A 14,802-nucleotide genomic window follows, 5' to 3' on the forward strand; every position below is an offset into this window, starting at 1 on the left:
CGGAGCGGACGAGAATCAGAGCGTCTTGAACACCCGACGCGCCGTCTCGACCGTGGTGTCGATGTCCTGACAGCTGTGCGCGCCGGAAACGAAACCGGCTTCAAAGGCGCTCGGCGCGAGGTAGATTCCCTCGTCCAGCATGGCGTGGAAGAATCGCTTGAAGCGCTCGATGTCGCACTGGCCCACGTCGGCGAAGGTCTCCACCGCACCCTTGTCAGTAAAGAAGAAGCCGAACATCCCGCCGACGTTGTTGGTGGTGAACGGGATGCCCGCTTCCTTGGCCGCCTCGCGCAGGCCATCGCAAAGGTTCTGGGTGCGCGCGGCAAGGGTCTCGTAGAAGCCCGGCTCCATAATGAGCTCCATGGTGGCCAGACCTGCCGCCATGGCGACCGGGTTGCCGGAGAGGGTGCCGGCCTGGTAGACGGGGCCGAGGGGGGCAATGTACTCCATGATCTCGCGCCGGCCGCCGAAGGCGCCGACCGGCATACCGCCACCCACCACCTTGCCCAGGGTGGTGAGGTCCGGCATCACCCCGTAATGCTCCTGCGCACCACCGAGGGCGACGCGGAAGCCGGTCATCACCTCGTCGAAGATCAGCACCGCGCCATACCTGGTGCACACCGCCCGCAGCCCTTCGAGGAAGCCGGGCTTCGGCGGAATGCAGTTCATGTTGCCGGCCACCGGTTCGACGATCACGCAGGCGATTTCACCCCCCTTCTCGGCGAACACCTGCTCGACCTGGGCCAGGTTGTTGTATTCGAGGGTGAGGGTGTGTTGTGCCAACGCCGCCGGTACGCCCGGAGAGCTTGGCACGCCCAGCGTCAGCATGCCGGAACCGGCTTTCACCAGCAGCGAGTCGCCGTGGCCGTGGTAGCAGCCCTCGAACTTGATGATGGTGTCACGCCCGGTATAGCCCCGGGCCAGGCGAATGGCGCTCATGGTCGCCTCGGTGCCGGAACTGGTCATGCGCACCATTTCCAGCGAGGGGACGATCTCGCACAAAAGATCAGCCATGCGGGTCTCGATCGCGGTCGGGGCACCGAAGGACAGACCGCGCTCGGCAGCGCTCTTGACCGCCTCGATCACCTTCGGATGGGTGTGGCCGGCGATCATCGGCCCCCAGGAGCCGACGTAGTCGATATAGCGCTTGCCGTCCACGTCGAACAGCGCGGCGCCTTGGGCGCGCTCGAAGAAGATGGGCTCACCGCCCACGCCGCGGAAGGCGCGCACGGGGGAGTTCACTCCGCCGGGGATATGTTTCTGGGCCTGGATGAAGAGCTCGTGTGAGCGGGACATGGGGCATGCTCCTTGGATGGGTCAAAACACGGTCTGTGGGCATTTTGCCGGGGCCGTGTGGCGTGTGCAGGGGGTCAACGAAACCAAGGTTTTCTGGACACATAGCGCCCCTCTCCCTCAGGGAGAGGGGCTGGGGGTGAGGGAAAATTTCCCCCTCAAGGCCGCCGTGATGCCAGGTTGGGCAAGGGGGTGAACCGGCCAAGGAGGGCCGGTTCAGCTTTGCCGGGGCAGGATGCCCCGTCAAAGCGGCCCCCTTGAACGGCCTGGCAGCACGGGAACCCGAAGGGCGGCCTTGCGGGGGCGCGTTCTTTTCGCCCCGCATCGAACGCGAACAAGAAAAGGGGCTCGCCCGCCACAACGAGCGACTCGACGAAGTCCCAACCTTGGAGGCGGGCGAAACAGCCCTACAAGCCTATCCCCAAGCGGCTTTGAACAACCGTTGAAGTGGTTTTTCGCCCGCTTTGAAGCTTGTTTCTTCGAACATGCACCCGTGCAAGCGGGCGAGTTACTTTTCTTGCTCGTGCAAGAAAAGTAACCCAAAGAACACGCCCCCGCGGGGCCGGCCCTTCGGGCAAACCCTGGCCTGACCTGCTCCAGCCGGGCCGCCCTGACGTGACATCCTGTCACGACAGGGCTGAATGGGCCATCCTTGGCCCATTCACCCGGCCTCCGCAGGCCAGTCCAGGGCGGCCCCAAGGGGGGAGTTCGACCCTCACCCCCCAGCCCCTCTCCCTGAGGGAGAGGGGCGCTATGTTTCCAGAAAACCTTGGTTTTGTTGACACAAAGAACTGACCACCGCCTCACTGCGGTGCAAACAACGGCGCATACCGCCCGGCGGCAGCTTCGATGTCATCAGCGGCAAAGATATCCGAAATCACCGCCAGCATGTCGGCCCCTGCCTCGATCAAGGGCCCCGCGCGCTCCGCAGTGATGCCGCCGATGGCACAGAGCGGCAGGTCGAGGCGAGCGCGCGCCTGCCGCAGCAGCGCAGGAGCCGCCGGTACCGCCTCGGGCTTGACGCGGGAGGGGAAGAAACTGCCGAAGGCGACGTAATCGGCGCCCTGCGCCGCCGCTTCCAGCGCAAGCTCCAGCCGGTTGTAGCACGACACACCAATGATAGCTTCGGGTCCAAGCAGGCTTCGTGCATGAGCCAGGGCGGCGTCCTCCTTGCCGACGTGCACCCCGTCCGCGTCGATCCGGGCCGCCAGTTCGACGTCGTCGTTGATGATGCTGAGGGCAGCATACTCCCGACACAGGCGCACCACCTCACTCGCCAGCCGCTCGCGCAATCGCGGCTCCGGCCGCTTGTCGCGGTACTGGACGATGCGCGCCCCGCCGCGCAGGGCGGCCTCGACCCGGTCGGCGAACTGGTCGTCGGGGATGAGGGCGGTGTCGGTGATGACGTAGAGGCCGCGCAGCGCCTCCCTCCTGCGCCTCATGCCAGCGACCTCGCGGCGTGGGCCGCGCCAATCAGCGGCGCACGCGGCTCCAAGACCACCTCGACCGGGATACTGGCCAAAAGATCACGGAACCGGCCTTTGTCGAGAAAGCCTTCCATGAAGGCCCCTTGCTTGAGAAAGGGCAGGATCTTGGGTGCAATGCCTCCGCCCACGAGCACGCCGCCACGGGCCAGGCTCTTGAGGGCGAGGTTGCCGGCCTCCGCGCCATAGATGCGGCAAAACAGGGTCAGGGCATGGATACAGGCCGCATCCGCGCCATCGAGGGCCAGCCGGGCGATGGCCGCGCTCGGGTCAACGGCGGCGGTGATGGTCTGAACCGTCACATCCTCCATCGGCACGCGGCGGGTGTCGTGCAGAAAGCTCCAGATGTTGAACAGACCGGGGCCGGAGAGGACACGCTCGATACTCACATGCCCGCCCAGCTTCTCGCGCAACCAGACCAGGAGGGCATCCTCTTCCGCGTTGTTGGGGGCGAAATCGCAGTGCCCGCCCTCGGTGGGCTGCACATGGTAGCGCACCCCATCCCAGAACAGCAGGGCCTCGCCGAGGCCGGTGCCGGCGGCGATGACGGCGGTCATACCGTCTCGGCCGCGCCGGGCGGTGGAGAGGGGCAGGCGCTGCTCGGGGGCGAGGTACAACATACCGAGCGCCGCGGCCTCGAGGTCGTTGAGTAGGCGCACGGGGCAGCCGAGGCGCGCACCCAGCGCGGCCTCCTCCAGCACCCACGGCAGATTGGTGGTCTGGCAGCGCCCATCCACCACCGGCCCGGCCACGCCAAAGGCCGCCGCGCGCAAGCTTGGGCGATCAAGGCCAAGGAAGGCATCGAGGATATCCTCGAAGGCGGCATGGTCGCGGCTGGGCACGCTGACCTCGCGCTCGCGCACCAGTTCGCCGCCCCGCAGGATGTAGAGGGCGAGCACCGTCTTGGTGCCGCCGATATCGCCGGCAAGAAACATCCCGCCCCTCCTCTAGGCCGTCAAAACCAAGCTGGCCGCCGAACCTTCGGCCACCAGGAACTCGAGCGCATGAGTCACGAAGGCCGCCACTTCGGCAGGCGGGCGCCGATAGAAGGCCTCCCAGGCCAGATCACGCACCTCGCCGTAGCGCCCCGCATCCTCGGGATGCCCCGCGAGCCAAGCCAGCCTCACGGCGTGGCCGATCAACACGTCCATGACGAGGTCGTCCTCGAAGCGCAGGTTCGGGTTGGCCTGCATGATCATGAGCAACGCCCCCAACCCCTCGATGACCAGCTGGCGATATTCAGCGGCGGCGATCTTGTTGAGCAGATGGTCGACGCGCAGGGCAAAGTTCATCTCCCAGGCCGTACTCTCCGACAGGAGCTGCTCGCTGTCCAGCCGGTTCTTGCGGTTGTAGCGGTCACCAATGACCAGGCCCCGACAGTGGCGCAAAAGCTCCCACACCTGGGGATAGAAACGGTCCGGCAGGCGGCCAATCGCCCCTTGCACCTGCCGCCAATGCAGCCAGTCTTCGACGACCTGGGCGACATCCGGACCGGCACCGAATTGCACGGGGACCACCTCCGCTGGCGTGCCGACGATATGCAGCGATTCGGTACGCCCGAGACGGCGCTGCTCGTCACCGAAGTGCAGCAAGGTATCGCGCAGGCGGGCGAACAGGCGGTGCGGCGGTTTGTCCAGCAGGGCGTCGAAGGCGGCATCGAGGGTCAGGGCACGCTCGCGCGCCAGCCCCGCAATCAAGAGCTGGAGCAGGTGCCCCACGCGCAGGGTGAGGATGTCGCGGATCAGGTGCGACTCGTTCTTGGCGATCTGCCCGAGGTGGATGATGAGCTCCTGGGTCAGGATACGCTCGCGCTCGTCCTGGCCACAGAAGGTGCGGATCATGCCCAAGATCTCAGCATTGCCCAACGGTTCGCGGATGATGGCGCGACGGCTGTAGGCGCGCCCGACCGCCAGCTGCTTCTGCCGCACCAGAATGTCCATGACCGCGACCTCGAGCTGGGCATCGACCTTGTCCAAAAGGTCGGCGGCGCGCCGCAACACCCCCCACAGCTGCAAGCGCCCTGCCCGCTCGAACACGCACTCGGTCAGCTCGCGCAGGGAAAGCTCATGGCCGAGCAGGGGATGGCGCAGGGGGGTGACATACTCGCCGCCATGACGGGCATGAAGGGTCACCAGCAGCTCGATCTGGGCATAGGGATTGCCGCTACCGGCCAGGCGCGTAAGCAGGGCCTCACTGGGCGCCTCGAGTTCGAGGGCATGCAGCTCGGCATCGGTCAGCGGGCGCGGCGCCTGCTCCCCCACCGGCAGCAGGGTGAGGAGCGCCTGGCTGCGCGGCAGTCCATCCTCCGTCAGATCGAGAGCATGGCGGATGGCGATACGCTCGGGAGCCGTATTCTGGATGAGCTGAAGCAGCCGCCCGCTGCGTACCGGGTAGCCGTCGACCTTGCCGGCCTGCACGTCACGCAGAAGGTCCAGCAGCACCTCGGAATCCGCCGCATCCAGCATGTCGCTGGTGATCCACAGCACCACCAGCGGCATGCCGGGCTGGCGCCAGTAGCGGTGCACGAAACCGATCTCCGAGCGCAGCTTGCCGGCAAGATAGACGTTGTCGCGGCCGAGATAGAAATCCTGCCGGTCGAGCTGCTGCGGCACGAATAGCACCTGCTGGCCATCCAGGACATAGGGGCGCGAGGTCGTGAGGATGCGCATACGCCGCGGGGGGCGGCCGCTCAGGGTGAGCTTGGGGTTGCAGCCGAGCATGCCGAACAGCTCGACGAGCTTGCGCGAGTGGGCCACGCGCAGGGGACTCACCTGCTCCAGAATCTCGGCGCGGATGCCACTCCACTCGAGCCGCTCCTGGACCTCGGCATGTTCGGCCAGCACCGCCACCTGAACCGGGCGATGGTAGCGGCGACCGAGGCGCAGGCGGCGGCCGAGGGGGTCGATGTCTGCAGGGTGCAGCAGGCCGTCCTGGATCAGCTTGCCCAGGATGAACAGGCTCTGCGCCCAAACCAGCGGCAGGTTCTCGTTCGCCTGGCGCGGCTGGCTACCAGAGTTGTGCCGTTCGGCCTCGATACGCTCGGCCGGCACGAAATACAGTTCTGGCAGCAGACGCAGGCCGTCCTGCTCGATGGCAAGACGCTCGAGAGACTCGCGATAGAAACGAGCCTGCTCCTGGCGGCCGAAGAACAGGTGGTTGAGCAGCAGGTAGGTGAAGAACAGCGGCCACTCGGACTCGATGTGTTCGAAGCGCTTGAGTTCGTGCGGCTCGTAGTGCAGTCGGCTTGGATCCTCCAGCACCGTCTGGTGACCGTCGAGCAGGAAGCGCTTGCAGCCGTACGGACCCTGCAGCTTGTCGATGATGGCCTGCTGGGTCGCGTCGAGCAGGGCCAGGTTGCGCACCGCAAAGGCCGGGAAGCCGACCACCGAGAGCAGCGCGGCATCCACCTCCTTGGAATTGGACTCACGCGGCAGCAGGGACTTGAGGGTGATCTCGGTGCGCGCGATCTCGTCCGGCAGGACATGGATGGTGGAGCGCTCATCCCCCTCGCCACCGTACAAGTCGAAGCCGCTCATCGCCTCGAGTGCCGCCAGGGCCATGCCGATGGAGCTCGCGTTCAGCTCGCGGATGCCGCAGTTGATCTTGTTGCCGCGCTCCCAGATGCCGTAGTCGGGCGTGCTGTAGGCGCGGCCGATGTAGTAGACGAGGTTCTGGACGAAGTCGACCTCGTCCTGGTTGAAGATGATGCGCAGGCCGGAGGCCGTCATCTGCGCCAGCATCAGCAGGAAGATCGAGGTGGCATCGAGCTGCAGATGCCCCCAGGCCTCATCGCCCACCACCTCCCCGCCGGTGCGGGTGTCATACTTGGCATGCAGGGCATCGAGCGGGTCCTGGCTGTGCTTGAAGCGCTCGACCTTGTGCGCCTGGCGCATCATGGCAAACAGCAGGCCGCGCATCAGCTTCACCACGCTCTGCTCGAGCGCGTAGGTGCGGGCGGGCTCCAGGGCGGCACGACGGTAGGCGAGCGCCTGGCCCCAGGCGGCGAGGATGCTGTAGACGTTGTCGCGCACCCAGGCGTCGGTGTAGTCGCCATGGGCGGTGACGGCGGTGCTGGCCGGCAACAGGCCGGTCACCGGGTGCTGGCGGGCGAGGATGATCCGCTCGATCTCCGCGTCGTACCCGCGCAGGCGATGCAGGACCGATGGCTCGGAAACATACCGGGGATCACCCTTGGACGAACGCGAAGCTGGCGTAAGCCCGCCCGAAGGGGGCTGACCATGGAGGGGCGGCCCCCGATCATCCGGATCATGCGGATGCCCGATCCATGGGCCCTGGCCCGGCTTGGCCTCGGGAGAGGAGGAGTCGCTGGCCATGTCGCCGCCCCTATTCAGTGAATGCCTTGAGCCCCCGGATGCGGTGATTCGACGAACAACGCCGCCGCGTCCACGGCATCAAAGGTATACCCTGCGTTGCAGAATTCGCAATGGACCTCGATCTTACCCTGCTCGGCGAGGATGTCCTCGACCTCATCCTTGCCCAGGCTGCGCAGCATCTCCGCCACCCGCCCACGCGAGCAGGAGCAGGCGAAGCGCACCCCCTCGGGGTCGAATACGCGCCGGTCTTCCTCGTGGTAGAGGCGGTGCAGCAGGGTCTCGGCCGGAAGATCGAGCAGCTCCTCGGGGGTGACGGTGTCCGAGAGGGCGACGATGCGGTTCCAGTCCTCGTCGTCCTGCGGGCTGTCATGCCCTGGCAGCTTCTGCACCAGGAGGCCGGCGGCGCGGGTGGGGCCGGCCGTAAGCCACAGGCGGGTCGGCAACTGCTCGGAGCGGGCGAAATAACCCTCCAACGCCTGGGCCAGGCTCACCCCCTCCAGGGGCACGATGCCCTGGTAGCGCTCCCCGCGCGCGGTCTCGATGGTCATGACCAGGCGACCGTTGCCCATCAGGGCCAGTCCCTCCCCTTCCACCTCGCCGTGCCAGCGGGCCAGACCACGCAGCTCGCGCGCGGAGGTCACCTGCATCACCAAGAGGTGCACCCCGGGGCGGCTCATGTCGTCCGCTTGATCGGCCCGCACCTGGAGGGTGAGCTTGCCGTCAATCTTGAGAGTCGCCGCCAGCAGCACGGCGGCCACCGCCGTCTCGCCCAGCAAGCGGGCCACGGCGGGAGGGTAGTCGCTGCGCGAGAGGATGGACTGCCAGGCCGCCTCCAGCTGCACCAGCTCGCCGCGCGCTCCGCCAGCATAGGAGGCCTGCGGGGTGCCGGGGGCGTATTCATCCTCGGCATGGGTGAAGATGAAACGGTGGAGGAGATCGCGTTCGATCATCTCATCCTTCCAGCCGCTTCTTCAGCACCGCGTTGAGCTGGGCCGGATTGGCCTTGCCCTTGGCGGCTTTCATCACCTGGCCAACGAGGAAGCCGAACACCTTGTCCTTGCCGGAGCGGAATTCCTCGACCTGGGCCGGGAACTGCGCCAGCACACCGTCCACCAGCGCCTCGATGGCGGACTCGTCGGTGATCTGCTTGAGGCCCTTTTTCTCGATGATGGCGTCCGCGTCGCCCTCACCCGCCCACATGGCCTCGAACACCTCTTTGGCGAGCTTGCCGGAGAGGGTGTTGTCGGCGATGCGCTTGAGCAGACCGCCGAGCATGGCCGCGCTGACCGGGCAGGCGCCAATCTCCAGCCCCGCCTTGTTGAGCGCGGCGGAGACGTCGCCCATCACCCAGTTGGCGGCGAGCTTGGGCTCGCAGCCCCCGACCTTGAGCGCCTCTTCGAAGTAGTCGGCGAGGGCGCGGTCGGCGGTCAGGAAGGCCGCATCGTAGGCTGGCAGACCGTAGTGGGTGATGAAGCGTTGTTTCTTCTCGGCCGGCAGCTCCGGCAAGCTCGCACGCACCTTGTCGATGAAGGACTCCTCCAGCACCACCGGCAACAGGTCCGGGTCGGGGAAGTAGCGGTAGTCGTGCGCCTCTTCCTTGCCGCGCATGGAACGGGTCTCGTCGCGGTCCGGGTCGTACAGGCGGGTCTCCTGCACCACGCTGCCGCCGCCCTCGATCACGTCGATCTGGCGCTCGATCTCGAAGTTGATGGCCCGCTCGAGGAAACGGAAGGAGTTGACGTTCTTGATCTCGGCCCGGGTGCCGAACTCGCGTTGTCCCTTGAGGCGCACGGAGACATTCGCATCCACGCGGAAGGAGCCTTCCTGCATATTGCCGTCGCAAATGCCCAAATGGCGGACGAGACTATGAATCGCCTTGGCATAGGCCACCGCCTCCTTGGCCGAGCGCAGGTCCGGTTCGGAGACGATCTCGAGCAGCGGCGTGCCGGCGCGGTTGAGGTCGATGCCGGTCATGCCGTGGAAATCCTCGTGCAGCGACTTGCCGGCGTCCTCCTCAAGGTGGGCACGGGTGATGCCGATCACCTTGCTGCTGCCACCCTCCAGCTCGATCACAAGCTCCCCACGGGCGACGATGGGCTGCTCATACTGGCTGATCTGGTAGCCCTTCGGCAGGTCCGGGTAGAAGTAGTTCTTGCGCGCAAAGATGGAGCGGCGGTTGACCTCGGCGCCAATGGCCAGGCCAAAGGTCACAGCACAACGCACGGCCTCTTCGTTCAGTACCGGCAGCACGCCAGGCAGGCCCAGATCGACCGCGCAGGCCTGGGTGTTGGGCTCGGCGCCGAAGGCGGTCGAGGCCCCGGAGAAGATCTTGCTCTTGGTGGCAAGCTGGGCGTGAATCTCAAGCCCGATGACGGTTTCCCATTGCATTGGTCTTGGTCCTTACGCGAAGGCGGCAGGGATCTGGCGGTGCCAGTCGGTGGCCTGCTGGAAGCGGTGGGCGATGTTCAGCAGGCGGGCCTCGTCAAAGGCGCGACCGATGATCTGCAGGCCGACCGGGCGGCCGTGCGCGAAGCCCGCCGGGATGGACATCGCCGGCAGGCCGGCGAGGTTGACCGGCACGGTGTAGATGTCGGAGAGGTACATGGCGACCGGGTCCTTGAGCGAGGTACCGAGGTCCGGGGCCACGTGCGGCGCCACCGGGCCCATGATCACGTCCACCTCGCTGAGCACGCGGCGGAAGTCGTCCGCGATCAGGCGGCGGATGCGCTGCGCCTTGAGGTAGTAGGCGTCGTAATAACCGGAGGAGAGGGCATAGGCACCGATCATGATCCGGCGCTTGACCTCGCTGCCGAAGCCCTCGGCGCGCGAGCGCTCGTACAGGTCGACAAGGTCCTTCGGCGCCTCGCAGCGGTGGCCGAAGCGCACGCCGTCAAAACGGGAAAGGTTGGAGGACGCCTCGGCCGGGGCGATGACGTAGTAGGCCGGGATGGCGAGCTCGCTGTTCGGCAGGCTAACCTCACGAACCTCGGCGCCCAGCCTGCGGAACTCGGCCACCGCCTCGTCGATGGCACGGGCCACCTCCCCATCCAGACCTTCGCCGAAGTATTCGCGCGGCAGGCCGATGGTCAGCCCGGCGACATCCTCGCCGAGTTTCGCGGTGTAGTCCTCGACCGGCTGCTCGCTGCAGGTGGAGTCGAGCGCATCGAAGCCGGCCATGGCCTTGAGCAGCCAGGCGCAATCCTCCGCCGAACGCGCCATCGGCCCGCCCTGGTCAAGCGAGGAGGCATAGGCAATCATCCCAAAGCGGGACACGCGGCCGTAGGTCGGCTTGAGGCCGGTCACCCCGCAGTAGGCGGCGGGCTGGCGGATGGAGCCGCCGGTGTCGGTGCCGGTCGCCAGTGGGGTGAGCCCCGCGGCAAGCGCGGCGGCGGAACCACCGGAGGAGCCGCCGGGCACGGCGGAAAGATCCCAAGGGTTCTTGGTCGGGCCATAGAAGCTGGATTCGCTGGTCGAGCCCATGGCGAACTCGTCCATGTTCAGCTTGCCGAGCATGACCGTGCCGGCCTGATTCAGGCGCTCGACCACGGTGGCGTTGTAGGGCGCGACGAAGTTGTCGAGCATGCGCGAGCCGCAGGAGGTCTTCACCCCCAAGGTGCAGAAGATGTCCTTGTGCGCCAGCGGGATGCCGGTGAGTGGTTCGGCGTGGCCCGCGGCGATGCGGTGGTCCGCGGCCAGCGCAGCCTTGAGCGCCTCATCCTCGGTCACGCTGATGAAGCTGTTGAGCGCGGGATCATGCGCCTTGATGCGGGCAAGGAAATGCTGCGCCAGTTCGACCGAGGAGACCTCCCTGCGGTCGAGCATGCCGCGCAGTTCGGCGATGGATTGCTGATGCAGGCTCATTATTCGATCACCTTCGGCACCAGAAACAGACCGTTCTCAACCGCCGGGGCGTTGAGCTGGAACAGCTCGCGCTGGTTGGTTTCGGTCACCGCGTCCGGGCGCAGGCGCTGGGCCATGTCAAGGGGATGGGCCATGGGCTCCACCCCCTGCGTGTCAGCCTGGTTCATGCGCTCGACCAGGTCGAGGATACCGGACAGGTCTTGGGCGTAACGCGCGACCTCGGCCTCGTCGATGGCCAGGCGGGCGAGACGGGCGATCTTCTTCACCTCTGAAGGGGCGATCATCATCGGCGGCTCTGCTTCTTGGGAAAAACGCCGACCCCATCCTTCCCGGACGGGTTCGGGGATGATGCACACCCGCCTTCGGCACCGCGTTCCAGCGGCTCTCACCGCTGGGACGCACCGGGACATCCGTGCTCCGGGCGCGAAGGATGGGCGGAATGGTGCGTGAATTTAGCACAGGCCCGGAACCTTGCCCAAGGCGAAGGGGGTTGATAGAGTTCCACGCTTGGGTTAATCCCACGCGCAATGCCCTCCATCAATACCCGTCAAGTCAATATCTCGCCATGCTCCGTAATCTCCGCGGTCTTTTCTCCACCGACCTCTCCATCGACCTTGGCACGGCCAACACGCTGATCTACGTGCGGGGCAAGGAGATCGTCCTCAACGAACCCTCGGTGGTCGCCATCCGCCAGGACGGCGGCCAGCGCTCCATCCAGGCCTTCGGCATCGAGGCCAAGAAGATGCTCGGCCGCACCCCGCAGAACATCACCGCCGTCCGCCCGCTGCGCGACGGGGTGATTGCCGACTTCCACGTCACCGAAAAGATGCTGCAGCACTTCATCCGCAAGGTGCACAGCAACAGCATGCTGCGCCCGAGCCCGCGCGTGCTGGTCTGCGTGCCGGTGGGGGCCACCCAGGTCGAGCGCCGCGCCATCCGCGAGTCGGTACTCGGCGCCGGGGCGCGCAAGGCCTACCTGATCGAGGAACCCATGGCCGCGGCCATCGGCGCCGGCATCAATGTGGACGAGGCGCGCGGCTCCATGGTGGTCGACATCGGCGGCGGCACCTCGGAGGTGGCGGTGATCTCGCTCGATGGCATCGTCTACTCCGCCTCGGTGCGCATCGGCGGCGACAAGTTCGACGAGGCCATCATCAGCTACGTGCGCCGCAACTACGGCATGCTGATCGGCGAGGCCACCGCCGAGCGGATCAAGAAGGACATCGGCTGTGCCTACCCCGGCAAGGAACTGCTCGAGATCGAGGTCAAGGGCCGCAACCTCTCCGAGGGCGTGCCGCGCAGCTTCACCCTCAACAGCAACGAGATCCTCGAGGCCCTCAACGAGCCGCTGTACGGCATCGTCCAGGCCGTGCGCACTGCACTCGAGCAGACCCCGCCGGAGCTGGGTTCCGACATCGCCGAGCGCGGCATCGTGCTGACCGGCGGCGGCGCCCTGCTGCGTGACCTCGACCGCCTGCTGATGGAAGAGACCGGCCTGCCGGTGGTGGTGGCCGACGACCCGCTCACCTGCGTGGCGCGCGGTGGCGGCAAGGTGCTGGAGCTGATCGACGAACGCCACAGCACCCTGTTCTCCGCCGAATAATCCAACGCCCGCCGCGTGGCCCGACTCTTCATCAAGGGGCGTCCCGGCCCGGTCTGGCTGGCGGTGCTCCTGCTCGCCTCCCTCGGGCTCTACCTCGCCGATGCCAGGCTGCACCTGCTCGACCAGGTACGTGGCTGGCTGATGGCCGGTGCGGAACCGGTCCAGCGCCTGGCCGCCCTGCCCGCCCAGCTCTGGCGCGGCACGGCGGAGGCCATGCAGAGCCGCGCCGCGATGCAGGACGAGCTCGCCCGGCTCGGTCAGGAGAATCTGCTGCTCAAAGCGCAGATGCAAACCTTCTGGGCCCAGCAGGAGGAAAACCGCCGCCTGCGCAACCTCCTGCGGGCCGTGCAGCCGCTGGAGCAGGACCTGTTGCTGGCCGAAAGCATCCCGGTCAAGGGCGATGCGCGCCGGCGGATGATCCTCATCAACCGCGGCAGCCGCGACGGCGTCTTCATCGGCCAGGCGGTGCTCGCGGCCGAGGGCCTGCTCGGCCAGGTCGTGCATGTCGGGCCGCGCACCGCCGAGGTCCTGCTGCTGACCGACGACACGCATGCCATCCCGGTGCGCATCGCCCGCACCGGCCAGCGCGCCATCGCCCGCGGCACCGGGCAGGGCGAGCGCATGGAGATCCTCCACCTGCCCAACAATGCAGACGTGCGGGAAGGCGACCTGCTCGTCACCTCAGGACTCGGCGGCACCTTTCCAGCAGGTTATCCGGTGGCGAGCGTGAGCGTGATCGAGCAGACCCAGAGCGGGGTCTTTGCCAGCATCAGCGCCCGCCCACTCGCACCGGTCGACGATGTCCGCGAAGTCATCCTCGTCTGGATGCGCAACGCGTCCTCCATGGACATCCCCGCCCATGCGCCCTGACCCGTGGACCTGGCTGATGGTCCCGCTCAGCCTGCTTCTAGCGCTGGTGGTGGAACTCCTCCCCTTCCCGCAGCCCCTTGCCCAGCTGCAGCCGCCGTGGCTGCTGCTGGTCGTGCTCTACTGGAGCATCCTGCAGCCTGCAATCCTAGGCATGGCGGGGGCATGGCTGATGGGACTCGTGCTGGACGCCATCCAGCCCTCCCCCCTTGGCACCCACGCCGCCCTGTTCACGCTGGTGGTCACACCTGTCCTGGCGCTGCAGCGCCTGCTCCGGACCCTGCCGGTTGCCCAGCAGGCGCTGTGGATCGCCGGCCTGGTATTTCTGTACGAGCTGGGGGAGTTGTGGCTGGGCGACCGGCTGACCGCCGGCCGAGTTACCGCCCATGATTTCCTGCCGGTCATCAGCACCCTCATGGTCTGGCCGTTGCTGAGGGTGCTGCTGCATCGCTGCGAACGCTGCCTGAGCTGACCCGGCTCAATCCATCAGGATCAAACCCCACACCATGGCCGTCGTCAGCAGGCTGACGAACACCGCCGCCGACCCCATGTCCTTGGCCCGGCCGGAGAGTTTGTGCGGCTCGGAACCGACGCGATCGACGACGTTCTCGATCCCGGTGTTGAGCAGTTCGACCACCAGCACCAACATCAGGCTACCGATCAGCAGCGCGCGCTCCACGCCATCCTTGCCCAGCCACATAGCGAGCGGGGCGAGCAGCAGGGCCAGCCACAGTTCCTGGCGGAAAGCCGCCTCCTTACGGTAGCAGGTCGTCAGCCCCTGCCAGGAATAGCGCGCCGCGAGCAGCACGCGCCTGAGCCCGGTGTTCTCTGAGGCCACGGCTCATTCGCCGATAAATGCGTGGTAGGCCGCCGCATCCATCAGCGGAGGCAGGGTGCCCAAGGCACGACAGCGCACGATCCAGCCCTCGCCATAAGGTTGCTCGTTGATGCGCTCCGGGCTGGTGGCAAGCTCACCATTGACCTCGACCACCTCCAGCCCCACCGGTGCCTGCACGTCCCAGGCGGACTTGACCGACTCGACCGTCGCCAGCACCCCACCCTCCTCGACCTGCGCACCGACCTCGGGCAACTGGGCATAGACCAGATCGCCCAGCAGCGACTGGCCGTGCTCGGTGATCCCCAAGGTCAGCAGACCATCATCGTCCTGGCGCAGCCAGGAATGACCTTCGGTGTAGAGCAGGTTCTCGGGCAGCTCGCTCATGGCTCTCTCCAGTATTTGAGGTTGGGCGAAATCATGCCACACAAATGTTTCAACCTGGATTGTCCTTATGGAACGCGGGGGGCGAATCCATAGGCCGGTCCAATGGACCATCCGGGTTCAAGACATCACGGCCGGCAA

The 14,802-nt window shown here is 66.7% G+C and carries 13 protein-coding genes; 3 read left to right on the plus strand and 10 right to left on the minus strand.

Annotated features, from left to right (window positions below; all coding sequences use genetic code 11):
- Positions 1–15: 15 nt before the first annotated feature.
- From hemL to gatC, 8 genes are all read right to left on the minus strand, one after another.
- Positions 16–1,296, minus strand: coding sequence for a glutamate-1-semialdehyde 2,1-aminomutase (gene hemL, locus V6D91_RS10920; RefSeq protein ID WP_347320445.1), 1,281 nt, complete (start codon positions 1,294–1,296; stop codon positions 16–18).
- 800 nt (positions 1,297–2,096) lie between these two features.
- Positions 2,097–2,735, minus strand: a complete 639-nt coding sequence (gene thiE, locus V6D91_RS10925; protein WP_347320447.1) for a thiamine phosphate synthase — start codon at positions 2,733–2,735, stop codon at positions 2,097–2,099.
- A complete protein-coding gene (gene glk, locus V6D91_RS10930; RefSeq protein WP_347320448.1) occupies positions 2,732–3,712 on the minus strand; it encodes a glucokinase in 981 nt (326 codons plus the stop codon). Before glk ends, thiE begins: the two co-directional genes overlap by 4 nt.
- 12 nt (positions 3,713–3,724) lie before the next feature.
- The gene (locus V6D91_RS10935; RefSeq protein ID WP_347320450.1) at positions 3,725–7,111 is read right to left on the minus strand and encodes a glycoside hydrolase family 15 protein; all 3,387 of its coding nucleotides are present in this window, start codon (positions 7,109–7,111) and stop codon (positions 3,725–3,727) included.
- A 14-nt stretch (positions 7,112–7,125) separates the two neighbouring features.
- Positions 7,126–8,061 (minus strand): Hsp33 family molecular chaperone HslO, encoded by a 936-nt coding sequence (hslO, locus tag V6D91_RS10940; protein WP_347320452.1) that lies wholly within the window; start codon positions 8,059–8,061, stop codon positions 7,126–7,128.
- A 1-nt stretch (position 8,062) separates the two neighbouring features.
- Complete coding sequence (gatB, locus tag V6D91_RS10945; RefSeq protein ID WP_347320454.1) at positions 8,063–9,499, minus strand: Asp-tRNA(Asn)/Glu-tRNA(Gln) amidotransferase subunit GatB; 1,437 nt, start codon at positions 9,497–9,499, stop codon at positions 8,063–8,065.
- A 12-nt stretch (positions 9,500–9,511) separates the two neighbouring features.
- Positions 9,512–10,966, minus strand: coding sequence for an Asp-tRNA(Asn)/Glu-tRNA(Gln) amidotransferase subunit GatA (gene gatA / locus V6D91_RS10950; protein WP_347320596.1), 1,455 nt, complete (start codon positions 10,964–10,966; stop codon positions 9,512–9,514).
- Between the two features lie 5 nt (positions 10,967–10,971).
- Positions 10,972–11,259 carry an Asp-tRNA(Asn)/Glu-tRNA(Gln) amidotransferase subunit GatC gene (gene gatC, locus V6D91_RS10955; protein WP_347320456.1) on the minus strand — a complete coding sequence of 96 codons (288 nt, stop codon included), beginning with the start codon at positions 11,257–11,259 and terminating at the stop codon, positions 10,972–10,974.
- Positions 11,260–11,537: 278 nt separating this feature from the next.
- On the opposite strand from gatC, the gene V6D91_RS10960 reads away from it, so the two are divergent.
- From V6D91_RS10960 to mreD, 3 genes are read left to right on the plus strand one after another with little or no spacing between them, the layout of a single operon-like run.
- Positions 11,538–12,575 (plus strand): rod shape-determining protein, encoded by a 1,038-nt coding sequence (locus tag V6D91_RS10960; protein WP_347320458.1) that lies wholly within the window; start codon positions 11,538–11,540, stop codon positions 12,573–12,575.
- 15 nt (positions 12,576–12,590) lie between these two features.
- Positions 12,591–13,445 (plus strand): rod shape-determining protein MreC, encoded by an 855-nt coding sequence (gene mreC, locus V6D91_RS10965; RefSeq protein ID WP_347320460.1) that lies wholly within the window; start codon positions 12,591–12,593, stop codon positions 13,443–13,445.
- Positions 13,435–13,914, plus strand: a complete 480-nt coding sequence (gene mreD / locus V6D91_RS10970) for a rod shape-determining protein MreD (protein WP_347320462.1) — start codon at positions 13,435–13,437, stop codon at positions 13,912–13,914. The genes mreC and mreD overlap by 11 nt, the downstream gene beginning before the upstream one ends.
- 6 nt (positions 13,915–13,920) lie before the next feature.
- Here the strand turns inward: mreD and V6D91_RS10975 are convergent, their stop codons facing one another.
- Positions 13,921–14,280: a diacylglycerol kinase gene (locus V6D91_RS10975; protein WP_347320464.1), complete on the minus strand. Its 360-nt coding sequence runs from the start codon at positions 14,278–14,280 to the stop codon at positions 13,921–13,923.
- A gap of 3 nt (positions 14,281–14,283) precedes the next feature.
- Positions 14,284–14,664 (minus strand): glycine cleavage system protein GcvH, encoded by a 381-nt coding sequence (gene gcvH, locus V6D91_RS10980; protein ID WP_347320466.1) that lies wholly within the window; start codon positions 14,662–14,664, stop codon positions 14,284–14,286.
- Positions 14,665–14,802 lie beyond the last annotated feature (138 nt).

This window comes from Thiofaba sp. EF100, from assembly GCF_039822285.1.
In the GTDB taxonomy this organism is placed as follows: domain Bacteria; phylum Pseudomonadota; class Gammaproteobacteria; order Halothiobacillales; family Halothiobacillaceae; genus Thiofaba.